This window comes from Iamia sp. SCSIO 61187 (genome assembly GCF_019443745.1).
Taxonomy (GTDB): domain Bacteria; phylum Actinomycetota; class Acidimicrobiia; order Acidimicrobiales; family Iamiaceae; genus Iamia.
Genome location: NZ_CP050948.1, coordinates 5,115,949 through 5,138,143 on the forward strand (window position 1 = coordinate 5,115,949; position 22,195 = coordinate 5,138,143).

Annotated in this window: 20 protein-coding genes and 1 pseudogene; 10 read left to right on the forward strand and 11 right to left on the reverse strand. The window is 75.7% G+C overall.

Features of this window, described 5'->3' with window-relative positions:
* Nucleotides 1–145: 145 nt before the first annotated feature.
* Nucleotides 146–1,228: a type IV pilus twitching motility protein PilT gene (locus HC251_RS24640; protein ID WP_219943262.1), complete on the reverse strand. Its 1,083-nt coding sequence runs from the start codon at nt 1,226–1,228 to the stop codon at nt 146–148.
* Nucleotides 1,229–1,313: 85 nt separating this feature from the next.
* Nucleotides 1,314–2,321, reverse strand: a complete 1,008-nt coding sequence (locus HC251_RS24645; RefSeq protein ID WP_219943263.1) for a histone deacetylase — start codon at nt 2,319–2,321, stop codon at nt 1,314–1,316.
* Between the two features lie 71 nt (nt 2,322–2,392).
* Between HC251_RS24645 and HC251_RS24650 the strand changes: the two genes are divergently transcribed.
* From HC251_RS24650 to HC251_RS24695, 10 genes are all read left to right on the forward strand, one after another.
* A complete protein-coding gene (locus tag HC251_RS24650) occupies nt 2,393–3,142 on the forward strand; it encodes a GNAT family N-acetyltransferase (protein WP_219943264.1) in 750 nt (249 codons plus the stop codon).
* Nucleotides 3,139–5,202, forward strand: a complete 2,064-nt coding sequence (locus tag HC251_RS24655) for a DUF6049 family protein (RefSeq protein WP_219943265.1) — start codon at nt 3,139–3,141, stop codon at nt 5,200–5,202. Before HC251_RS24650 ends, HC251_RS24655 begins: the two co-directional genes overlap by 4 nt.
* A gap of 71 nt (nt 5,203–5,273) precedes the next feature.
* Entirely contained in the window at nt 5,274–6,119 is an 846-nt protein-coding gene (locus HC251_RS24660) for a DegV family protein (protein WP_219943266.1), read from the forward strand.
* Between the two features lie 192 nt (nt 6,120–6,311).
* Nucleotides 6,312–8,000 (forward strand): serine/threonine-protein kinase, encoded by a 1,689-nt coding sequence (locus HC251_RS24665; RefSeq protein ID WP_219943267.1) that lies wholly within the window; start codon nt 6,312–6,314, stop codon nt 7,998–8,000.
* On the forward strand, nt 7,997–8,578 hold the full coding sequence (locus HC251_RS24670) for an RNA polymerase sigma factor (protein WP_219943268.1): 582 nt from the start codon (nt 7,997–7,999) through the stop codon (nt 8,576–8,578). Before HC251_RS24665 ends, HC251_RS24670 begins: the two co-directional genes overlap by 4 nt.
* Nucleotides 8,575–9,558 carry a hypothetical protein gene (locus tag HC251_RS24675; RefSeq protein WP_219943269.1) on the forward strand — a complete coding sequence of 328 codons (984 nt, stop codon included), beginning with the start codon at nt 8,575–8,577 and terminating at the stop codon, nt 9,556–9,558. Before HC251_RS24670 ends, HC251_RS24675 begins: the two co-directional genes overlap by 4 nt.
* A 48-nt stretch (nt 9,559–9,606) precedes the next feature.
* On the forward strand, nt 9,607–9,978 hold the full coding sequence (locus HC251_RS24680) for a hypothetical protein (protein ID WP_219943270.1): 372 nt from the start codon (nt 9,607–9,609) through the stop codon (nt 9,976–9,978).
* 92 nt (nt 9,979–10,070) lie between these two features.
* Nucleotides 10,071–11,033 (forward strand): thioredoxin-disulfide reductase, encoded by a 963-nt coding sequence (gene trxB / locus HC251_RS24685; protein ID WP_219943271.1) that lies wholly within the window; start codon nt 10,071–10,073, stop codon nt 11,031–11,033.
* A gap of 86 nt (nt 11,034–11,119) precedes the next feature.
* Nucleotides 11,120–11,446: a thioredoxin gene (gene trxA / locus HC251_RS24690; RefSeq protein ID WP_219943272.1), complete on the forward strand. Its 327-nt coding sequence runs from the start codon at nt 11,120–11,122 to the stop codon at nt 11,444–11,446.
* Between the two features lie 161 nt (nt 11,447–11,607).
* Nucleotides 11,608–12,621, forward strand: a complete 1,014-nt coding sequence (locus tag HC251_RS24695) for a peptidoglycan-binding protein (RefSeq protein ID WP_219943273.1) — start codon at nt 11,608–11,610, stop codon at nt 12,619–12,621.
* Between the two features lie 316 nt (nt 12,622–12,937).
* Here the strand turns inward: HC251_RS24695 and HC251_RS24700 are convergent, their stop codons facing one another.
* The 9 genes and pseudogenes from HC251_RS24700 to rpmH form a co-directional block, all read right to left on the reverse strand.
* On the reverse strand, nt 12,938–13,840 hold the full coding sequence (locus HC251_RS24700) for a ParB/RepB/Spo0J family partition protein (RefSeq protein WP_219943274.1): 903 nt from the start codon (nt 13,838–13,840) through the stop codon (nt 12,938–12,940).
* A complete protein-coding gene (locus tag HC251_RS24705; protein WP_370651267.1) occupies nt 13,827–14,741 on the reverse strand; it encodes a ParA family protein in 915 nt (304 codons plus the stop codon). Before HC251_RS24705 ends, HC251_RS24700 begins: the two co-directional genes overlap by 14 nt.
* A gap of 1,733 nt (nt 14,742–16,474) precedes the next feature.
* Nucleotides 16,475–16,669 (reverse strand): annotated as a pseudogene (locus tag HC251_RS24710) (O-methyltransferase); the annotation flags it as partial.
* A 1,601-nt stretch (nt 16,670–18,270) separates the two neighbouring features.
* Nucleotides 18,271–18,924, reverse strand: a complete 654-nt coding sequence (locus HC251_RS24715) for an RsmG family class I SAM-dependent methyltransferase (RefSeq protein ID WP_219943276.1) — start codon at nt 18,922–18,924, stop codon at nt 18,271–18,273.
* A 16-nt stretch (nt 18,925–18,940) separates the two neighbouring features.
* A complete protein-coding gene (jag, locus tag HC251_RS24720) occupies nt 18,941–19,861 on the reverse strand; it encodes an RNA-binding cell elongation regulator Jag/EloR (RefSeq protein WP_219943277.1) in 921 nt (306 codons plus the stop codon).
* A gap of 5 nt (nt 19,862–19,866) precedes the next feature.
* On the reverse strand, nt 19,867–21,060 hold the full coding sequence (locus tag HC251_RS24725) for a YidC/Oxa1 family membrane protein insertase (protein ID WP_219943278.1): 1,194 nt from the start codon (nt 21,058–21,060) through the stop codon (nt 19,867–19,869).
* Nucleotides 21,060–21,434 carry a membrane protein insertion efficiency factor YidD gene (gene yidD / locus HC251_RS24730; protein WP_219943279.1) on the reverse strand — a complete coding sequence of 125 codons (375 nt, stop codon included), beginning with the start codon at nt 21,432–21,434 and terminating at the stop codon, nt 21,060–21,062. The genes HC251_RS24725 and yidD overlap by 1 nt, the downstream gene beginning before the upstream one ends.
* Nucleotides 21,431–21,769, reverse strand: a complete 339-nt coding sequence (locus HC251_RS24735; protein ID WP_255566777.1) for a ribonuclease P protein component — start codon at nt 21,767–21,769, stop codon at nt 21,431–21,433. Before HC251_RS24735 ends, yidD begins: the two co-directional genes overlap by 4 nt.
* Nucleotides 21,766–21,900 carry a 50S ribosomal protein L34 gene (rpmH, locus tag HC251_RS24740; RefSeq protein WP_219945796.1) on the reverse strand — a complete coding sequence of 45 codons (135 nt, stop codon included), beginning with the start codon at nt 21,898–21,900 and terminating at the stop codon, nt 21,766–21,768. Before rpmH ends, HC251_RS24735 begins: the two co-directional genes overlap by 4 nt.
* Between the last annotated feature and the right edge of the window lie 295 nt (nt 21,901–22,195).

A 22,195-nucleotide genomic window follows, 5' to 3' on the forward strand; every position in this document is an offset into this window, starting at 1 on the left:
GGTGCGGGGGATCTCCCCCCGCCGAGGCGAGCGTGGCGGCGAGGAACGAGCCGTCCGCCGCCGGGAAGGTCTTCAGCGCCGAGCGCAGCGAGGCACGCTCAGCTCGAGGAAGAGCCCGAGCGAAGCGAGGGGTCTGACGAGAGACTCAGTACGCCGCCGCCATGCCGGCGTGCTGCATGGCGATGCGGAGGTCCTCGGGGCGGGAGGCGGCGGCCACGGCGTCACGGACGCTGATGGTCGAGTCCCGGTACAGGTTGAGCAGCGCCTGGTCGAAGCTCTGCATGCCGTGGTACTCGCCCTCGCGCATGAGGGCCTCGAGGGTGGCCTCGTCGGCCCCGCCGGCGATGGCCTCGGTGATCTTCTGGGTGCCGATCAGGACCTCGACGGCGGGCACCCGGCCCCGGCCGTCGACCCGGTCGAGGAGCCGCTGGGCGATGACGCCCCGCAGGACCTGGGCGATCGAGTAGCGGGCCTGGCGCTGGAGGTGGGGCGGGTAGAAGTCGACGAGGCGGGAGATGGTCTCGGCCGCGGTGAGGGCGGCCATGGTGACGACGACGAGCCGGCCCGAGAGGGCCTCGGACACGACCCGCTCGGCGGTGGCGGCGTCGGGGATGTCGCTGACGAAGATGACGTCCGCGTTCTGGCGGCCGACGCGGCGCAGGGCCTCGGAGATCGACGTGGCGTCGCTGCCGACCTCGCGCTGGCTGACGAGCGAGCGCTTGTCGGCCAGGAGGACCTCGATGGGGTCCTCGATGGTGACGATGTGGCGGGCGCGGGTGGCGTTGACGTGGTCGAGGATGGCGGCGACGGTCGTGGTCTTGCCCGAGGCGGCGGGGCCGGCGACGACGATGAGGCCGGCGTCCTCCATGGCCAGCTTCTCGACGGCGGCGGGGAGGTTCAGGTCGGCGATGGCGGGGGCGCCGGGGACGACGCGGCGGATGGCCAGGCTCAGCGAGCCCCGCTGGCGGAACACGTTCACCCGGAAGCGGCCGACGCCGGCGACACCGTGGGCCACGTCGACCTCGCCCTTCTCCAGCAGCTCCTCGGCCTTGGCCACCGGCAGCAGCTCGGTGAGGACCTGCTCGATCTCGGCCGGGCCCATGGTGGGCATGTCGGTGGGCTGGAGGTGGCCGTCCACCCGCACGTGCGGCGGTGAGCCGACCTTGACGATGAGGTCGGAACCTCGCCGCTCGGCCAGGTGGTGGAGGAGGTGGGCCAGGTCGGGCACGCGGGTGGTCTCCGGGAGGGGTGGGCTTCGGCGCAGACGGACCGCGCCTCTCTCCGTCGGCTGACCTGCGACGTTCCTGAGGACCTCAGCGCGCCCGGTCGTGGACCTGGGCGGCGGCGGCCACGGCGTCGGCGCCGGGGCCCCCGGAGGTCGGGGGCTCGGGCCGATGGTCGACGTCGAGGACGCGGGCCAGGGTGGCGCCGACCGAGTCGGCCAGGCCGTCGAGGTCGTAGCCGCCCTCGAGGAAGAGGAGCCGTCGCCCGGCGGGCACGAGGGCCAGCAGGTCGGCGGTCAGGTCGGCGAAGTCCCCGGCCCGGAGGCCCAACCCGGTCAACGGGTCGGCCCGGTGGGCGTCGAACCCGGCCGAGACCAGCAGCCAGGTGGTGCCGTGGGCCTCGGAGGCCGGGGCGATGAGGTCCTCGACGGCCCGGCGGTAGACGTCGCCGGTGGCGCCGGCCGGCAGCGGGACGTTGATGGTGGAGCCGAGGCCCTCGCCGGCGCCGATGTCGTGGAGCGCGCCGGTGCCGGGGTACAGCGGCCACTCGTGGAGCGACACGTACAGCACCCGCGGGTCGCGCCAGAACACCTCCTCGGTGCCGTTGCCGTGGTGGGCGTCGTAGTCGACGACGAGGACCCGCTCGCCCCGGTCGGCGAGGGCGGCGGCGGCCACGGCCACGTTGTTGAACAGGCAGAACCCCATGGCCCGGCGGATGGTGGCGTGGTGACCCGGGGGGCGCACGGCGCAGAAGCCGGCCGCGGCCTCGCCGCCGTCGAGCCGGTCGATCAGCTCCAGCCCGGCGCCGGCGGCCAGCCGGGCCGCCTCCATCGAACCGGGGCCCATGGCGGTGTCGGCGTCGATGTTGCCGCCGCCGACCGCGCCGAAGCGCTCGAGCGCCTCGACCAACCGACGGTCGTGGACGCGCGCCAGGTCGTCGTCGGTGGCCAGGCGGGGCGTGACCTCGACCAGGGCCTCGCCGAGCCCGGCGGCGCGGATCCCGCGGGCGACGGCGTCGAGCCGGGCCGGGCGCTCGGGGTGGCCCGCGCCGGGCTGGTGCTCGGCGAAGCGCGGGTCGGTGGCCACCAGCAAGGTCACGGACCGACGCTATCCCCGCCCACCCCGGGCGCCCCGCCCCGGAGCCGGCCCGGCCGTAGGCTCGCGCCTGCGTGGACGCCGACATCCCCTCCCCTCCCCCGGTGCCCCCACCGCCGCTCCCGGGCCGGCACCCGGCCGCCGTCGTGCGCACCGTGCCCTGGCGGGGCCGCGACGACGTGACCCTCGTGACCGTCCGCCCCGGCGCCCCCCCGCCCTCGGTGGCCGAGATCACCGCCCTCGCCGAGCGCGCCGCCCGGTCGGGCGTCCGGCGCCTCGTCACCGGCGCCCTCACCGACCTCGAGCAGGAGCCCTTCCTCCAGGCCGGCTTCGGCGTCCACGACCGCCTCCACCTGCTCCGCCACGACATGGTCGACGTGCCCCCCGCGAGCAGCCCGGTCCGGCTGCGGCGGGCCCGGCGGATCGACGTCGACGCCGCCCTCGCCGTCGACGCCCGGGCCTTCGAGCCGTTCTGGCGGCTGGACCGGGGCGGGCTCGACGACGCCCTGGCGGCGACGGCCGCAGCCCGGTTCCGCGTTGCGGTGCAGGGCGACGACGGGGCCGTCGTGGGCTACGCCGTCACCGGGCGGTCGGGGTCGCGGGGGTACCTGCAGCGGCTCGCCGTCGACCCGCAGCTGTGGCGCCGGGGCGTGGGCGCCGCCCTCGTCGCCGACGGCCTGCGCTGGCTCCGCCGCCGCCACGTCCGGGTCGCCGTGGTCAACACCCAGGTCGGCAACGACGGGGCCTACGCCCTCTACCGGCGCATGGGCTTCGTGCCCGAGCCGCGGGGGCTGACCGTGCTGACGCTGGCCCTGGCGCCGTGATCGCCCGCCGGCTCGCCGCCGTGCTGGCGTGCCTCGCCGTCGTCGGGGTCGGCGCCGCCCCGCCCACGCTCGCCGTCCCGAGCCCCGTGGCCGCCCAGGCCGCCCCCGCCCCCGCCCCCACCTTCTCGGGCGTGTCGCAGACCCCGTGGGTCACCCGGGACGGGACGTGGAACCTCACCCTCGCCCTCGACGGTGCGCCGCCCGGGTCGACGATCACCGCCGACGTCCGCGACCGGGTCGCCGACGAGGCCGAGTACACCCGGGCCCTGCTCGGCGTGGTCGACGGTCAGCGCTGGTCGATCCCGGACGTCGCCGTGGACGCCACCGCCACCCGGCCCGACGGAACCCGGGCGGTGACGCTGGCGGTGAGCCTGCGCCGAGACGCCCCCGACGTCGCCCAACCGGGCTGGCGGTTCCTCCCCGACGGCCTCCCGCCGGGGGTGTACCCGGTCGACATCCAGCTGGTCGACGCCGACGGCACCGACCTCACCCGCCTCGTGGTCCCCCTCACCCGCGTCCCGTCCGGCGAGGAGGCCGGCGCCGACGACGCCCCCCTCCTGGTGGCTCCGGTGCTGGCGCTGGGCGACGACCCGACCCTCGCCCGCGACGGCGGTCCCGAGCCCGACGACGCCATCGCCCAGGAGGTCGACGACCTGCTCGAGGGCCTCCTGGCCGCCGAGGACCTCCCGCTGACCCTCGTGCCGCGCCCGGCCGCCATCGAGTCCCTCGCCCGCGAGGAGGACGGCCCCGAGGCCCTCGCCGACCTGCTGGGCACCATGCGGTCCCGTCAGGTCGTCGACGGCCCCTACGTCGACGTCCCCCTCGGGCCGTGGGTCGAGCGCGGCCTCACCGACGAGCTGACCCGGCAGCGGGCGCGGGGCAACCGCATCCTCACCGAGCACTTGGGCCGGGTCGACAGCAGCACGTGGGACGGTCGGTCCGGACTCACGCCCGCGGCGGCCGCCGCGCTGTGGTCCGTGGGCGTCCGCAGCGCCATCGTCGCCCCCGGCGCCCTGGGGCCCGAGCCGGTGCGCGGCCCGGTGACCATCCCCGCCGGGGCCGGGCAGACGATCGAGGCCGTCGTGCCCGACCCGGACCTGACCGCGGCGATGGCCCGCCGCGACGACCCGATCCTCGACGCCGCTGACCTGGCCGCCTCCCTGGCCATCCGGGCTGCGAGCGCCACCGAGCCGCAGGGCGTCGCCCTGTCCCCCCCGCCGGGGTGGATGCAGGAGCCGGCCCGGATCGGCCTGATGGGCCAGGTGCTCCTCGCCCCGGACGCGCCCGTCCGCCCGGTCACGCTGGCCGACCTGCTCGAAGCCGTCCCCGCCGTGGAGTCCCGCGAGCTGGTCTCCACCGTCCCCGTCGACCTGGGCGAGTACCCCGAGCGGCTCGGTCTGGCCCGGGCCCGGCTCGGCTCCTACGCCGCCATGGTCGGCACCGACGTGGCCGAGGTCGGCGCCCTCGACCAGCGCCTCCTCCTGTCGGGCTCGGCGTCGCTCACCGCCCCGGAGCGGTCGAGGTCGGTCGAGATCGTCCTGAGCATGACCGAGCGCCGGTTCCGCGCCGTGCAGGCGCCGGCGAGCCAGGTGGTCACCCTGACCTCCAGCGACGGGTCCGTCCCCCTCACCGTGGTGAACGACCTCGACGAGCCGGCCACGGTGACCGTCGAGGTGCGGTCCAACAGCCGGGTCGAGGTCCGCAGCTTCGACGCCCAGCAGGTCCTCGAGCCGGGCCCCAACCGGGTGAGCATCCCGGTCCACACCCGGGCGCCGGGCGACTCCTCCATGGAGATCACCATCCGGTCCCCCGACGGCGAGGTCATCCTCGACGAGGTCGACTACACGGTGCGGTCCACCGCCGTGCCCGGCGTCGGGATCGTGCTGTCGATCGGCGCCGTCGCCTTCCTCATCGTGTGGTGGGCACGCCACTGGCTGCGCGACCGCCGGGGCCGAGGTGGCGACGACGGGGGCGGCGACGACCCGCCCGACCCCGACCCGACGCCGGGTGACCCGCCCGCCGCCTCCGCACCCCGGCCGGCGGAGCTCGTCGCGACGTAACCTCCGGCGCACCCACCGGGTCCGACGCGGGATCGGCGCCCCCCGGTGCCGACCGACCCCGGAGGATCCGAATGGCTGGCGTCCGCCTCGTCACCGACAGCTCGTGCGACCTGCCCCAGGACGTCGTCGACGCCCACGGGATCACGATCGTGCCGCTCACGATCCGCTTCGGCGACGAGGAGCTCACGGACCGGGTCGAGCTCTCCTCGGAGGAGTTCTACCGCCGCATGGGCACCTTCGACGGCCTGCCCGAGACGGCCGCGCCGTCGCCGGGCGCCTTCGAGGAGGCGTTCCGCAAGGCCGGTGCCGACGGTGACGCCGTGATCTGCCTCACCATCTCCTCGGCCCTCTCGGCCACCATGGCCTCGGCCCAGAACGCGGCGCGCGCCGTCGAGGGCGACCTCGACGTGCGGGTCATCGACTCCAAGTCCATCACCGCCGGTCTCGGGACCCAGCTGACGCTCGCCGCCGAGGCCGCGGCCGGTGGCGCCGACGTCGACGAGGTGGTCTCGGTCATCGAGGCCGCCATCCCCCGCACCCACATCCTCGGCGGCCTCGACACCCTCGAGAACCTCCGCAAGGGCGGCCGCATCGGTGGGGCCCAGGCCATGCTCGGCACCATGCTCTCGGTGAAGCCGGTGGTCGACATCAGCACCGGCGTCGTCGAGGAGGCGGGCAAGGTCCGCACCCGCAAGAAGCAGATGCTCTTCCTCATCGACAAGCTCAAGGAGGCGGGGGACGTGGAGCGGCTGGTCGTCTGCGACGGCGAGGCGCCCGACGCCGAGGAGTTCGCCGACCTCGTCGCCGAGGTGGTGCCGCGCGAGCGGTTCACCCGCTCGACCATCGGCCCGGTCATCGGGGCCCACGGTGGCCCCCGCATGATCGGCATCACCTGGTTGGCCGCAGCCACGTCGTAGAGGTCGCCGCCACGGACCCGGCGTGCTGCTGGGCCCGTTCCCGCCGAAGCGGCTGCGCCGTCGGCCCGATCCGACGCAGGCCGGTGAAGGGGCTGCCGCCAGCCCGCCGGACCGCGCCGCAAGCCGGCGGCGGGGGGTGGACCCCTCCGGGTGCCACCTCGGTCCGCACCGGCTCCCCCTAGGGTCGCAGCCATGGGCTCCCCGCCTCCGACCGGCGCGCCCGGTGCCGCCCGATCCGGGGCCCTGCTCGCCGGGCGCTACCGGCTGGACCACCCCCTGGCCACAGGGGGCATGGCCCGCGTCTGGGAGGCCCGCGACGAGGTCCTGGGCCGACCCGTCGCCGTCAAGGTCCTCCTCGAGCACCTCGTCGAGGACGACTCGTTCGTCAGCCGGTTCCGGGCCGAGGCCCTGGCCGCCGCCCGCCTGACCCACCCCTCGGTCGTCTCGGTGTACGACACCTGCTCGGCCCCCGGCCTCGAGGCCATCGTCATGGAGCTCGTCGACGGCGAGACGCTCCGCCAGCGCCTCGACACCGGGCGGCTCGACCCCCCGGAGGCGGCCCGCATCGGCGCCCGCATCGCCGAGGCGCTGGCCGTGGCCCACCGGGCCGGCATCGTCCACCGCGACATCAAGCCGGCCAACGTCCTGCTCTCGGACACCGGCCGGGTCGTCGTCACCGACTTCGGCATCGCCAAGGCGGCCGAGGGGGCCGACCTCACCACCGGCGGGCAGATGCTGGGCACGGCCAAGTACCTGGCCCCCGAGCAGGTCGAGGGCCAGCCCGTCGACGGCCGGACCGACGTCTACGCCCTCGGCATCGTCCTCTACGAGGCGGTGTGCGGGCGCGTGCCGTTCGCCGCCGACACCGAGGCGGGGACGGCCCTGGCCCGGCTGCACGCCGACCCGACGCCGCCCCGGGTGATCCGCCCCGACCTCGACGCCGACCTGGCCCGCGTGATCGAGCGCTGCATCGCCCGCGCCCCCGCCGATCGCTGGCCCGACGCCACCAGCCTGGGCCGCAGCCTGAACGCCATCGCCCTGGGCCGCACCCTCCCGCCCGACCCCTCCCCCCGCCCGGCGACGCCGGCCCCCGCGCTGGCCAAGCCCGCCGGGCCCGCCCCCGAGCCCGGGACCCGGTCCTGGCGGGGGCCCGAGGACGATCCGTCCCGCTCGTGGCGGGCCCCCGAGCCCGCCGCGCCGCCGGCCCGCCCGGCCCCCGCCGCCGCCCCCCGACCGTCGCCCCCGCCGGTGCGGCCCGCCCCGCCGGCGCCGCGCGCCCCGGTGCCCCACGGCCCCGTCGCCGGCCCCCCGGCTCCCCACCGCCCGCGCCGGCGGCTGGGGCCGACCCTCGCCCTCGTCGCCGTGCTGACCGTGTCGATCCTGGTCATCGCCGCCCTGGGCTGGCAGATCCTGGGGCCCGGGTCCACCGAGACCCTCACCCCGACGGCGGCCACCGCCTTCGACCCACCCCCGGGCGACGGGGTCGAGCGCGACGACGAGACGCCCCGGGCCATCGACGGCGACGCGGCCACGGCCTGGCGCACCGAGCGCTACAACAACAACCCGGTCATCGCGGACGCCGTGGGCAAGCCCGGCGTCGGGCTCGTCCTGGAGCTCGGCGAGGCTCGTCGGGCCGAGCGCCTGCACATCACCTCCCCGAGCCGGGGCTGGACGGCCCAGGCCTACGTGTTCGACGCTGTGCCCACCGGCCCGTTCGTGGACGAGGAGGATCCGGTGGACGAGCAGAGCGGCATCGACGGTGATGCCTCGTTCTCGCTCGGGGGTCGCGAGGGCGCCGTCGTGGTCCTCTGGATCACCCGGGTCAGCGAGGACGAGCGCACCGTCGAGGTGGCCGAGGCCCGGGTCGAGGTGGCGGGGTGAGCCCCTCGTCGCCCGACCCCGACGCCGACCTCCTCCCCGCCGCCCAGGCCGGCGACCGGGACGCCCTCGACGCCCTGCTCCGCCGGCACGAGGCCCACCTCCACGCCGTGTGCCGCCGGATCACCGGTGACCCGACCGACGCCCTCGACGCCCTCCAGGACGCCATGATCGCCATCGTCCGGGGCCTCCCCCGGTTCGACGGCCGGTCCAAGGTCGGCACCTGGATGCACCGGGTGGCCACCAACGCCTGCCTCGACGAGCTCCGCCGCCGGCGCCGCCGCCCCACCGACCCCCTCCCCGAGCACGAGACCGACCCGCACGACGGCGCCCCCACCGTCGCCGACACCGTCACCGACCGGACCAGCATCGACGCCGCCCTCGCCCTCCTGCCCCCCGAGTACCGCGCCCCGCTGGTCCTGCGCGACCTCATGGGCCACGACTACGCCACCATCGCCGAGATGCTCGACATCCCGCCGGGCACCGTCCGCTCCCGCATCGCCCGCGGCCGCGCCGCGCTGTCCCGCCACCTCACCGGGAACCAGGGCGATGCCCCCGACCGTCCCACCCTCAAGCCATGACCACCCCCGACCACGATCCTCAGCTCGACGACGGGCCCTTCGACGACGACACCCTCGCGGTCCATGCCGTCGTCGACGGCGAGGCCACCGCCGAGCAGCGTCGGCGGGTGGCCCGCGATCCGGCGCTGGTCGCCCAGGTCGCCGCCTTGCGGGTCGTGGTCGACGCCGTGGCCGAGCCCGTCGCCCCCCCGCCCGACGACGTCCTGGCCGCGATCCGCGCCCGCGCCCTCGATGCCGCCGGCCCCGCCGCCGCTGACGAGGCCCTCCCGGCCGAGCCCCTCCCGGCCCCGGCCGCGCCCCGGCCACCGGCCGACCTCGGCGCGGCCCGGGCCCGGAAGGCCCGCCGTCTGCCCCCCCTGCCCGCCGTCGCCGCGGTGGTCGTCCTCCTCGTCCTCGTGGGCGTCACCCTGCTCGTGACCGCCACCGGCGACGGCGACGGCGACACCGGCGACCTGAGCGCGGCCGACGCCACGATCGGCGACGAGGAGAGCAGCACCGCCGGCCGGGACGAGGCCGACGCGGCCGAGGGGGGCGCCGGCGGCGGGGAGGCGTCCGCCGAGGACGCCCCGTCGACCACCGCCGCCGCCGGCGCCGCCACCGACGCCCTCCTGGCCCTGGCCACCGCCTCCTTCCCGTCCATGGCCGACCTCGAGGCCGCCGTCCGCACCGTCGACCCCGAGACGCTGCGCTTCCCCGCTGACGGCACCGCCGGATCGACGACCGCCCCCTCGCCCGCCGACGACGACCTCGCCGCCCAGGCCTTCGCCTCCAACCCGGCCGCCACCCGCTGCGACACCGTCCTCCGCGCCGGCGAACCCGACCTCGAGCCGGCCGTCGCCGCCACCATCGTCGATCTCGCGGGCACACCGGTCCTCGTGCTCACCACGCCGGTCCCGGTCTCCGACGACGCCCCCACCGGCTTCCGCCTCACCCTGCTCAACGCCGTGGACTGCTCGCCCCGGGGCGCCGTCCTGCGCTGAGGGCCCGCCCGGGCCGGGCGGGCCGGGGGGCCGCTAGGCTCGGCACCCGTGCCCGACCTGAACAAGCCCACCGCACCGGCCGGCAGCAGCTCTGGCGGTGACTGGCCGGCCCAGGCCACCGACGCCATCGTCGGCCTCGTCGACTCGGTCCGGGACAAGGTCAACGGACCGGCCACGTCGATGGCCCGCGGCGTCGTCTACGGCACCCTCGCCGCCATCGTCGGCACCGCCGCCCTCGTCCTGGGCTTCGTCCTCCTGGTGCGCGGCATCGACATCCTGGCCCAGGTCGTCCTGGACGCCCTGGACATCGAGCGCGCCGGCCGCGCCGCGTGGATCGCCCACCTCGTCACCGGGCTGCTCTGCCTGGTCCCCGGCCTGCTGCTGTGGCGCAAGGGCACCCACGCCCCCGCCGCCGACTGACCGGAATACCCCCAGGGGGTTCCCTGTTCCTGTGAACGGGTCCACCGACCGGCACGCCGCCATCGGGGACCCGACGAGCGCCTGGAGGCTCCGTGCCCGCTGACCACCGCCAGCTGATCATCATCGGTTCCGGCCCCGCCGGCCTGACCGCCGCCATCTACGCCTCCCGAGCAGCCCTCGACCCGCTGCTCCTGGAGGGCGAGCCGTCGTCCACCACCGACCAGCCCGGCGGTGCCCTCATGACCACCACCGAGGTCGAGAACTTCCCCGGCTTCCCCGAGGGGATCATGGGTCCCGACCTCATGCTGGCCTTCAAGCAGCAGGCCGAGCGCTTCGGCACCGAGCTGCGCATGGAGAAGGCGACCAAGGTCGACCTCTCGGCCCGCCCGTTCCAGATCTGGGTGGGCGACCCCGACGCCGCCGAGCCCACCTACACCGCCGACGCCGTCATCATCTCGACCGGCGCCCGCCCGGTGATGCTCGACCTGCCCGGCGAGCAGGAGCTCGTCGGCCACGGGGTGTCGACCTGCGCCACCTGCGACGGCTTCTTCTTCCGCGACCACGACATCGCCGTGGTCGGCGGGGGCGACTCCGCCCTCGAGGAAGCCCTGTTCCTCACCAAGTTCGCTCGCTCGGTGACCGTCGTGCACCGCCGCGACGAGCTCCGGGCGTCGAAGATCATGCAGGAGCGGGCCCTGGCCAACGACAAGATCCACTTCGCCTGGAACAGCGTCGTCGACAGCATCGAGGGCACGACCACGCTGGAGAAGGTCCGGCTCCGCGACGTCCTCACCGACGAGGTCCGGGACCTGCCGGTCACCGGCCTCTTCGTCGCCATCGGCCACCGCCCCAACACCGACGTGTTCAAGGGGCAGGTCGCCATGGACGACGGCGGCTACATCGTCACCTCGCCCGACGGGTCCCTGACCGACGTCGAGGGCGTGTTCGCCTGCGGCGACGTGCAGGACACCGTCTACCGCCAGGCCATCACCGCCGCCGGCTCGGGCTGCATGGCCGCCATCGACGCCGAGCGCTGGCTCGAGGCCCAGCACTAGCCCGCGGAAGAACCACCGGCCCCTGCCGGTTGCACGCCCCGCCGGACACACCGTCCCCCGATCGCGATCCACGAAGGAGAGCCACCATGGCCAACGGAGTCGAGACCCTCACCACCACCACGTTCGACGAGACGGTCGCCACGTCCGACCTGCCCGTCCTCGTCGACTTCTGGGCCGAGTGGTGCGGCCCGTGCAAGGCGATCGCCCCCATCCTGGAGGAGATCGCCGGCGAGCACGGTGACCGCGTGCGCATCGCCAAGATCAACGTCGACGAGAACCCGGACATCGCCCGGCGCTTCGACGTGATGAGCATCCCCACCCTGATCCTGTTCAAGGAGGGCACCGCCGAGGCCCGCCTCGTCGGGGCCAAGGGCAAGAACCAGCTGGTCCAGGAGATCAGCGCCCACATCTGATCTCGGCCGGGGGCCGCACCGGACCCCCTGACGTCCGTCCCCCGGGGGACCGGTCCCACGGCCGGTCCCCCGGTCGCGTCCAGGCGTGTCCCTCGGGCCCACTCGCCTCCGCCTCGCCGGGCGCCGGACCGAACGCGGTGGCCAGGCTCTAGCCTGCGGCGGTGCCCGACCGGACCTCTGCCGCCCGTCTCGCGACGGGCGCCGACCCCCTGCCGCTGCGCCGGGGCGATGCCGGGCCGGCGGTGGAGGACCTCCACCACCGCCTGCGCCGGACCGGCGCCCAGCCCGGGGTCGACGGCGTGTACGACGAGGCCACCGAGGCGGCCATCCGGGTCTTCCAGGCCGAGCGCGGCATCCGCGTCGACGGGGTGTGCGGCGCCCAGACCTGGACCGCCCTGGTCGAGGCCGGGTGGCGGCTCGGCGACCGCCTCCTCTTCGAGCGCCAGCCCATGCAGCGGGGCGACGACGTGGCCGAGCTCCAGACCCGTCTGGGCGGCCTGGGCTTCCTCGACGACCGGGTCGACGGCTTCCTCGGCCCCCGCACGCGCCAGGCCCTGCAGGACTTCCAGCGCAACTGCGGGCTGACCGTGGACGGGATCTGCGGCCCCGAGACCATCGCCGAGCTGGTGCGCCTGGGGACGCGCACCCCGACCGAGGTGAAGGCCGGCGTCGTGGAGCGGGCCCGCCTGCGGGCCACCCCCCGCCACCTGACCGGGCGCCGCATCGTGGTGGGTGACCTCGGCGGCGTGGCCGCCCTGGCCGCCACCGTCGACCGCGTCCTCCACGCCCTGGGCGCGGTCACCAGCGTCATCTCCCACCCCGACGGGTCCGCCCAGGCCCAGGAGGCCAACGCCCTCGACGCCGACCTGTACATCGGGCTCGGCATCGCCCCCGAGGCCCGCTGCGCCTTCTACGCCACCAACGGCTTCCTCTCCGAGGGCGGGCAGCGGCTGGCCACGTTGGTGGCCGACGAGCTCGGGGACCCGGCGCTGGGGCTGGACCAGATCGCCGTCATCGGGATGCGCCTCCCCGTGCTGCGCGAGACGCGCATGCCGGCGGTGGTCTGCGAGCTCTCCCCCGCCCGGGCCGTCGTCGAGCTCGGGCCGCTCCTCGCCGAGCGGATCCGCACGGCCGTCGACGCCTGGGTCACCGACCCGCTCCCCGCCCAGACCTGACCGCCCCCCTCACCTCCAACGGGTGATGCCACCCGGATCGCCGCAGAGGCCCCTCAGCGGCCGTCTGCCGGCCTGTGGGGGCTCTCGGCATGGATGGGTGCGGGCGATCGGGCCGTCCGCGTCCCATCCTCATGCGCTGATGGAGGGCTGACCGCCAGCTCGGTGCTGACGGATCGCCGAGGAGCAGCGAGTCTCGACCTCTCTCGTCGCCGGTCCCCGTCCCGCCGTCCCTCCCGCGCGCCAAGAGGGTCACCGTTGTCCACCGAGTTGTCCACAGGCTGTGGTCAACGGTGAGGAGAGGTGGAGGGGGCGCCCCTCACGCCGACGGCGGGGTGACAGCAGTGGGGTCGGTGAGGATGCGGTAGATCCGCTCCAGGTCCTCCACCGTGGCGAAGTCGATGACGACCTTGCCCCGCTTGGCCCCCATCGAGACCGAGACCCGGGTGTCGAGCCGGTCCGACAGCAGGCCCTCGAGCTCGAGCAGGCCCGGCGGCCGGGTGTGGCCGGGCTCGGCCGGCGCCTTGGCCGCGGGGGTGGTCCCCGTCTGGCGGGCCCGGACGGCCTCCTCGACGTCGCGCACGGTGAGCGACCGCTCGACGCACCGGCGGGCCAGCGCCTCCTGGTACGCCCGGTCGGGGCTCCCGAGCAGCGCCCGGGCGTGGCCGGCGGACAGCTGCCCGTCGCGCACCATGCGCTGGACCGAGGGGGGCAGCTGGAACAGCCGCAGGATGTTGGCCACCGCCGACCGGGACCGACCGACCTTGCGGGCCACGTCGTCCTGGGTGAGGCCGAAGTCCTCGATCAGCTGCTGGTACGCCCCAGCCTCCTCGAGCGGGTTGAGGTCCTGGCGGTGGAGGTTCTCGACCACGGCCTGCTCGAGCGACGTGCTGTCGTCGATCGTGCGCACGACGGCCGGGATGCGCGACAGCCCGGCGCGGCGGGCGGCCCGCCAGCGGCGCTCGCCGGCGATCAGCTCGTAGCGCTCCCCCGCCGGGCGCACCAGGATCGGCTGCAGGACGCCCAGCTCCCGCACCGACGCCGCCAGGGACGCCAGGCTCTCCTCGTCGAAGTGGCTCCGGGGCTGGTGCGGGTTGGGGTCGATGTCGCCCACGGCCAGCTCGGTGAGCCCGGGGCCGGTGACCGGCGGGGCCTCGGAGGGCTCCGAGGAGCCGGGGATGAGCGAGTCGAGACCTCGCCCCAGGCCGCTACGCCGGGCCACGGCTCACCTCCTTGGCCAGCTCCCGGTAGGCGATGGCCCCCCGGGACGACGGGTCGAACGTGATGATGGACTGGCCGTAGGACGGAGCCTCGGACAGGCGCACGGTGCGGGGGATCACCTGCCGGCAGACCTTCTCGCCGAAGTGGTCCCGCACCTCCTGGGCCACCTGGTCGCTCAGCTTGGTCCGGGCGTCGTACATGACCAGCACGATGGTCGACACCCGGAGGTTCCGATTCAGGTTCTTCTGGACCAGGGAGACGTTGCGGATGAGCTGGCCCAGCCCCTCGAGGGCGTAGTACTCGCACTGGATGGGGACCAGGACCTCCTCGGCCGCGGCCATGGCGTTCACCGTGAGCAGGCCGAGCGAGGGCGGGCAGTCGATCAGGACGTAGTCGAAGTCGTCACGCACCTGGTCGATGGCGTTGCGGAGGCGCATCTCCCGGCTGAAGGCGGGCACCAGCTCGATCTCGGCGCCGGCCAGGTCCAGCGCCGAGGGGGCGACGAGCAGGTTCTTGATCGCCGTGCCCTCGATGCAGTCCTCCATGGGGGCGTCGTGCAGGATCACGTCGTACATCGACGTCTCGAGCTCGCGCACGTTGATCCCGAGCCCGGTGCTGGCGTTGCCCTGCGGATCCAGATCGACGACCAGGACGCGGTAGCCCATGACGGCGAGGGCGGCGCCCAGGTTCACCGCCGTGGTGGTCTTGCCCACCCCGCCCTTCTGGTTGGCGATGGCCAGGACGCGGGGCAGCCCGTCGCGGGGGAGGCCGTCATCGGTCTCTTCGGGCTCGGGACGGGGCGCCGGCTCCGGTGCGGCGGGGGGAGCCTCGTCGACGGCACGAAGGGCCTCGAAGATCGCCCTGCTGCGCTCGTCGACCGGCTCCTGCGACGTGGACGGCACCGAGCCATCCTCGCGGCCAAACCCTCGACGTGCAAGGACCCTCGCCGGGTCACCCCCTGTTTCACGTGGAACACGGTCCTCGGCCCCGTTGGGCCGCGCACCGGGGGATGGACCGGCGCCGGGCGGTCCGGGACCGGCTGACCCGCCCCAGGGACGGCCGTCGCCCCCGAGCGCGGAGCGCCGGGCGTGGCGAGCCGCTCGGCACCGGTGCCGGCCGTGCGCTTCGGTCCCGCCCCCGACCACCGTCCCGTGGTCGGTGACGGAGGGGAGCCCCGGTCGGGCGCGGTGCATCCCCGGGCGCCTCGCGAGCGGCCGGACGGTCCCCCGGCCGGGCCGCCCGCCGCGCCAGCCCTCGCCCCGACCGCCGGACAAAGGGTGAGCCGCTCGTCTCCCGGGCGCGACGCGCCACCGGTGCCCCTCGTGCTCGGCTCCGGTCCTGCCTCCGACCGTCATCCGGAGCCCGGAGAGGGAAGAGGGCCCGTCGTGCACGGGTGGGGCCCCGGACGCCGCCACGAGCCGGCGACCTCCGACCCGGCGGGCCCGTCCGCCACGCCAGCCACCCCGACTGCGGTCCGAGGCGCCGGCACGAGGGTCCGCCGTCCCGCCCCCGCCCCACGGAGGCGATCCCGAGCTCCCCCCGCTCCGTCGCCCGACGGTCCTCGACCGGTGCCGGCGCGGGGGCGCCTGCGGGCGCCCCCGACCGGGGCCGGTGCGTCGGCGCCTGTGCGGGTGGCGAGCGACCCTGGAGGCCCGATCGCCGGCCCGTGACCTCCCCGAGACCCGGTGACCGACCGCGCCACCGGCTGCTGGTGCCGGTCACCCACGCGACGTTGCCGCCACCATCGGCCCGGCATGGGAGCCGCGTGGGACGGACCCGCCGACCGGTGCCAGGAGCGCGAGCAGACAGACGTGGCCACGAAGCCGGCTGGTGCGGTCACGCTCATCGGACCGATCCCCGTCGCCATCCTCGGTTCTGTTCGCGCCAGGCGACATCGGTGTCCGGTGGCGCTCTCAGAACGGCGCCGGCGGCCACACCACCGGCGGCCGAACCGACCACCGACACGCCGCCCTCTGCCTGGCCATCGCGTTTCCGGATCACCGCCATGCTGATCGACCGCCGCACCCAGCACCCCCGACCCATCCCGCTGAGCCTCCCGGCACCATCCGTGGCCCACCCGGTGCCAGTGGCTGTTTCACGTGGAACAACGCCGACGCGATCTCCACCGGCCCGCTGGGAACTCCAGCCGTGGACCGTCGCCGGCGCGTGCCGACGGCGCCTGGCGGCCCCTCACCCGGTTTCATCGCCACCGGGCGCGAGCCGGAGGTGCCTCGCCCCATCCGGGGCGGCCCGGTGTCCCCGAGGGGCGCCGGCGACGGGAGGCGCCACCAGGACGCCCGTCGACATCGCCGTCGCCCGGCGTTTCACGTGGAACATGGCGGGCGCGCCCGCCATCGGTCCGGGGGTTGCACCCGTCGACCGTGCCCGGCACGTCCTGTGCTAGCTCGTCGGCGGCCATCCGAGCGCACCAGCTCCCCGCACCAGCCCGAGCGCGAGACGTGCCTGGCGCCATCGGTTGGCACACCCGGCTCCAGGCAGGTTGCTTCAGCAGAACACGGGCGGCCGCCTCCGACATCGGCCCGTCCGGGGCCCGCGACGGCCCCAGCCGGACGGCAGCTCTCCACGGACCACAGGCGGCCCTCGCCCACCGCGCCCAACGGCGTCAGAGGTCCCCGGCGAGGGTCTCGGCCGCCGGGGCGATGCGATCGGCGACGCCGGGGTCGTCCCAGGCCTGCCGGGCGATCGCCGTCCACTCCTCGCTCACATCGCAGCAGACGAGACGCCCACAGGCGGCCAGGCCGCGGGCGATGGCCAGCGCCGACATGCCCGTGAAGGTCCCCACCTCGACCGCCCGCCGGGCCCCGGTCACCCAAAGGCCGGGCCCCGGGCCACCGCACCCCGCAACGCCCGCACCAGGACCGTCACGTCGGCGCGGGCGCCCACGGGCCGAGGGGACCCGGTGCGAGATGTGGGTGACTGGCCCGCACGGCGGGCGTGTTCCATCCGAGGGTCCGGCCCGACCGACCCGGCCCCTGGTTCCCGCCGCCGCAGACGGACGGCCCTTCACCGGGCTCGTGGTCGTGCGCCCGAGGACGTCGTCGGGAGGGCGCCATCCCGACGAGGGAGCGGGTGTGTTCCGGCGAAGGTCGATGGAACGGCCGACACGCCGAGAGGCGGGGCCCGGCCCCGGTGGACCGGGGGAGGCACACCGCGAGACCCAGGCGGCCGGGCCCGGTGGGCGAGTGCCGAGCAGACCGGGGAGGAGCCGGCCACCGGGCCGGTCCGCCGATTCCTGAACCGGGTGCTCGGTGGGCCCGCCTCCGCCTCACCAGCGGGTCGGCAGCCCCAACGAGGCCACGGAGGGAGCGAGCTCGGGCCGGGGCCGTGTCGGCGCTGATCGCCGTGCCGCGCGGGCGCTCCTGGGGAGCGGCCGCGCGGGTCGCGCCACTGTCACGGCGCGGCTTCGACGATCGGCGAGGACGGTCGCAGCGGCGACGCCCTAGCCCCCGACCCGCGCCCTGCTGCCGGCGAGGCCTCGACCGGCGCTCGGTCGGGCGGCGCCGGCCGGGGGCCCCGGTGTCCGGGATCGGGGCAGGGTGCGCCCTCCCACGGTCGTGCACCCTGCTCGGCGCACGCACCGGGGGGGCTCGACCGGGCCGCGGCCGGTCAGCCGGGGCGTGGGGGAGCCCTGGCACCCTGCCCCGCCGGGAGCCCGGCCCGCCGGCCGTGGGCGAGCGTCTGGCAGGGGGCCGCCGGCCACGACCGGTGCGGCGCCACCCGGACCGGCAGGGCCCCGGTGGGGTCGAGGCTGCTGCGCCCCGCCACCGACACTCCCCGGTCAGGTCGACGCCGCGCCGCGCCGGGGCGTGGCGACCCCCGTCGCGGCCGTCCAGGCGGACCGCTCCGGCGCCGCTCGGGCCATCGGACCCGTCCGACGGCGGACCAGGGGCCCGCCCAAAGGCCCGTTGCCGGCGACGGGCCCCCCGGGAGGACGCGACGCGATGATGCCGTAGGGCGCGGCCCATGGAAGGAACGGGACCGAGCCCGGCCCGCGCCCACGCCTCGTCGCGGGCCTCCCCGCCATGCCTGTACCGGGCAGCCCCGACGACCGCCGTTGCCGCTTCGCGTCCCGCGTCCAGGTCTGGCCGGCACGGCGGTGGAGGGTCGACCCGGTCGAGGGCTGGCGCCCGGGTCGCTCCCGCCCCTGCTGCGGGCCCCCGCCGTGGTGCGGCGCTCCTCGCGGCGACGAGGGCCGGGGTCGCCGCGGCGCGGGGGTCCGCCGGCGGGGTCGCCCGTTCGCAGCTGCAGCTCGAGCCCGACCGTCGAGTGCGTGTTTCACGTGGAACAGACCACCGCTCGCCCATGAACACCCGCCCACGGTGGGGTGAACCCCTGCCACCGGGTGCGAGGCGGCGCCGTCCACAGGATGTGGAGGACTCGGTGGACAACCTCCACCGGACCTTCACCAGATCAGAACAGGGGCCGGCGGGTCGGCACCCCGGGACGACGGGGGAATCGGTCCGGGCAGGCCTCGACCTGGCGGAGACGGGTGTAGGTCGCGCCCTCGACCTGTCGCGTCTCCTCGCGCTCCAGCCCCAGGAGGGCGAGCGCGGCGGCGTCCCAGCGGTCGCCGGTCGCATCGGGGGGGTCGCTGACGACCAGGACGCCGCCGACGGCCAGCAGAGGAGCGGCGCACTCGGCGGTCACCGCCGGCGGGCCGAAGCTGCGGGCCAGCACCACGTCGTGACCGGCGCGCAGGACGTGGTCGCGACCGGCCTCCTCGGCCCGGGCCCAGTGCACCGCCACCCGCTCGCCGATCTGGAGGGCGGCCACGCAGAGCTCGAGGTAGGTGCAGCGCCGCTGGCTGGCGTCGAGGAGGACGACCCGGGCCCGGGTCCAGTGCTCGACCGCCACGACCAGCCCGGGCACGCCCCCGCCGCTCCCGAGGTCGAGCACCGTGGCCGGCTCGTCGGCGACGAGGGCGACGTAGCCGGCGCTGTGGGCGCGGAGGGCGGCATTGGTCTCGCGGCCGACGACGGCGCGCTCTCGCTGCTGGTCGAGGATCTCGGAGAGGGTCCGGGCGCGAGGACGCCCGCCCCCCTGATCGATGGGGGCGGGCGTCACCGGTGGTCTGGGGTGGTCAGGTGTCGGGGAGGACCACGACGCGTCGACGGGGCTCCTCGCCCTCCGAGGTGGTGCGCACCCCGTCGATGCCGTTGATCGTGTCGTGGACGACCTTCCGGTCGGGCGGCGACATGGGCTCGAGCGCCCGGGCGGTGCCGCTGGCGGCGACCTCCTCGCCGATCTTGGCCGAGAACTGCTCGAGGGCCTGGCGCCGGCGCTCGCGGTAGCCGCCGATGTCGATGCGGACCCGACCGTCCTGGCCGCCGGGCGCGGCTCGGAAGACGACGGTGCGGGCCAGCTCGTGCACGGCCTGCAGCGTCTGGCCCCGGGGCCCGATCAGCAGCCCGAGGTCGGAGCCGATGACCTGGACCTCACGGGTCTCGTCATCGATCTCGGCCACCTCGATGGTGGCCTCGGCGCCGAAGGCGTCGACGAGGCCCCGGACGAAGGTCTCCACCGCCTCGACGTGCTCGTCGAGGGTGAGTGTGGGCTCCACGCTGTCTCCTTGCTCGGCCTCCCGGCCGGTGTCGCGATCACCGCGGGCGCCGGAGTCGCGGCCCCCGCCCTGGCCGCCGCGGCTGCGCCGACGGCGGCGCGGGCCCGAGGACCCGGAGTCTGTTGACGAGTCGTCAGCAGCGGGTGCGTCGGCCTCGGCCGGGGCGGACCCGCCCTCGTCGCTCGGCGCCGCCGGGGCGTCGTCACGACCCTTGGCACCCCGCGGGGAGCGCTTGCGGTCGCGCCGCTCCTGCTTGGGGGGGTGCTGCTTGGGCACGACCCGGGCCCGCACCCGGGCCTTGCCGCGCGTGCGTCCGAACAACCCCGGCTGGGGCTCCTCGACGACCTGGACCTCCGCGTCGGCCTCGTCGACGCCCAGGGTGTCGAGTGCCTGCTCGGTGGCCTCCTGGACGGTGCGCGAGGTGATCTCGACCCATTCCACGTTGGCTACTTCCTCTTCTTCTTGTTCTTCGATCGGTTCTGGGGGGACGGCGCCGAGCGGCTCGGCGCCTGGCGGTTCGGGCCCTTGGCGGCGGCGCCCTTGGGCGCGCCCCCCTTGGCCGGCGCCTTGGTGGTGGTGGCCCGACCGCCGCTGCCCTTGGCGGCGGCGCCCTTGCCCTTGCCGGCGCCGGAGCGGCCGCCGGACTTGGTCATGTCGACCTTGCCCTTGCCCTTGCTCGCCCCGTTCGACGCCGGGGCGTCGCGGTCGGGCAGGTGGATGAGCCCGCCGAAGAGGCCCTTGCGCCCCTCGGGCACGGTCTCGTCCCGGCTGACCTTGGTGTCGATGCCCTTGGCCTTCAGCTGCGCCTCGCGGGCGGCCTTGGCGTCCTCGCTGTACATGGTGTGGGTGATGAAGGCCTGCTGGCCGATCCGGTAGAGGTTCGACACCACGAAGTAGAGGACGATGCCGGCCGGCAGCGTCAGCGAGAAGACCGGCAGGAAGAACGGCATGATCTTCATCAGCGCCTGCTGCTGCGGGTTGATCTGCGACTGGTTGCCCGAGTTGCGGGCCATGATCTGGCGCTGCTGGTAGAAGGCGGTCACGGCCACGATCAGGACCAGCACCAGGTAGGGGAAGGCGTGGGCCAGGCCGCCGTCGCTCAGCCGGTTCGAGAAGGTGTCGGCCAGGTCCAGGCCGAACCCGGGCATCTCCCGCGCCCGGGACAGGTCCTGGTACAGGTTCGTGGTGTGGTCGAGGTACTTCGGGTCGAAGGTGCCGAAGAGGTCGAAGCGGCCCTCGCTGCCCGCGTCGCGCACGAAGCCGGCGACCGCCGTGCCCATGTCCTCGCCGTAGGACCGCTTCCGGGTCAGGCCGTTCAGCACCTGGTAGAGGACGATGAACACCGGCGTCTGGACGATCAGGGGCAGGCACCCGCCCAGCGGGCTGATGTTGTGCTCCTTGTAGAACGCCATCATCTCTTCGTTGAGCTTCTGGCGGTCGTCCTTGTGCTTCGCCTGCAGCTTGCGCAGCTCGGGCTGCAGCTGCTGCATGGCGATCATCGAGCGCGTGCTCTTGAGCGTCAGCGGCGTGACCAGGATCATCACGCCCAGCGTGAGGAGCATGATCGCCCCGGCGTAGGAGCCGGTGAGGTCGTAGAGGGCCGACAGGGCCGAGGCGATGCCGTCGAAGAGGAAGTCCATCAGGCGATCCGATCAACCAGGGACGAGGAGAGCGGCTCGCCCTCCGACGAGGCCGGCTCGGGCGGACGAGAGGTGCGGTCCTCGGTGGACCGAGCGGCGCGGGGCTCGGGACCCAGGCCCGACCGGCCTGGCGTCGACGAAGGAGGCGCAGAGAGCAGGGGCACCGGGTCCCAGCCGTGGCCGCCGAAGGGCCGGCAGCGGCTGATCCGGCGGACGGCCAGCCACGAGCCCCGGGCGGCGCCGTGGACCTCGAGGGCCTCCACGGCGTAGGCCGAGCACGAGGGCGTGAAGCGGCACGGGGAGGGGCGGCCGGCGCGGGCGGCCTGGTAGGTGCGCACCGCGCCCCGCAGGACCCGGGCGACGGTGCCGGTCACGGCCCGTCCCCGGCGGCCCGGTGCAGGGCCCGGGCCAGGTCGGCGCGGACCGAGGAGAACGGGGCGGTGGCCACCGAGGGGCCGGCGGTGACGACCGCGGCCCCGCCCGGGACGGCGCCGTCTCGGGCCAGGTCGTCGAGGGCGGCCCGGAGGCGACGGCGGATCCGGTTGCGGACGACGGCGGTGCCCGTGCGGCGCCCGATGGCGAACGCGACGAGGAGCCGGCCGTCGTCGGACGGGCCGGCGAAGCGGACGGTCACGGGGCCTGCCCGGCCCCGGTGGCCCTGCTCGCGGACGAGCTGCAGGGTGCGACGGTCACGAAGCGGGGCGATCAGGCCGACAGCTTCGCCCGGCCCTTCTGACGGCGCGACCGGATGACGGCCCGGCCGGCCTTGGTCGACATGCGCTGGCGGAAGCCGTGCTTCTTGGCTCGGCGACGGACGTTGGGCTGAAAGGTGCGCTTCACTGCTCTCCTCCTCGGACCCCGCGCCGTCTTCGGCTCGCCCCCGTCGGGCGACGGGCACGACCACGGGTGCGCCGGCCGGCGAGGCCGGTGGCGACCGATCCGTGGACGGGCGCGGACATCCCGTGTCGGCACGGGACCAGGTGCAACGGTAGAGGTCGCCGCCGCGGACGGGCAACACGCGGGTGGGCGCCCGACCACCTTCGGCCCCCCCGATGGGGCCCGCCGTGGCGACCCTGACCCCCTGACCAGGCCCGACGAGGCCCTTGCGCCCCCCTGTGGACAGAGTGGTACGGTC

Bases quoted from the DNA above. Each gene is read 5' to 3' on its own strand.
- HC251_RS24665 (WP_219943267.1), top strand. From the start codon at position 6,312: ATGGGCTCCCCGCCTCCGACCGGCGCGCCCGGTGCCGCCCGATCCGGG.
- trxA (WP_219943272.1), top strand. From the start codon at position 11,120: ATGGCCAACGGAGTCGAGACCCTCACCACCACCACGTTCGACGAGACG.
- HC251_RS24725 (WP_219943278.1), bottom strand. From the start codon at position 21,060: ATGGACTTCCTCTTCGACGGCATCGCCTCGGCCCTGTCGGCCCTCTAC.
- HC251_RS24660 (WP_219943266.1), top strand. From the start codon at position 5,274: ATGGCTGGCGTCCGCCTCGTCACCGACAGCTCGTGCGACCTGCCCCAG.
- HC251_RS24675 (WP_219943269.1), top strand. From the start codon at position 8,575: ATGACCACCCCCGACCACGATCCTCAGCTCGACGACGGGCCCTTCGAC.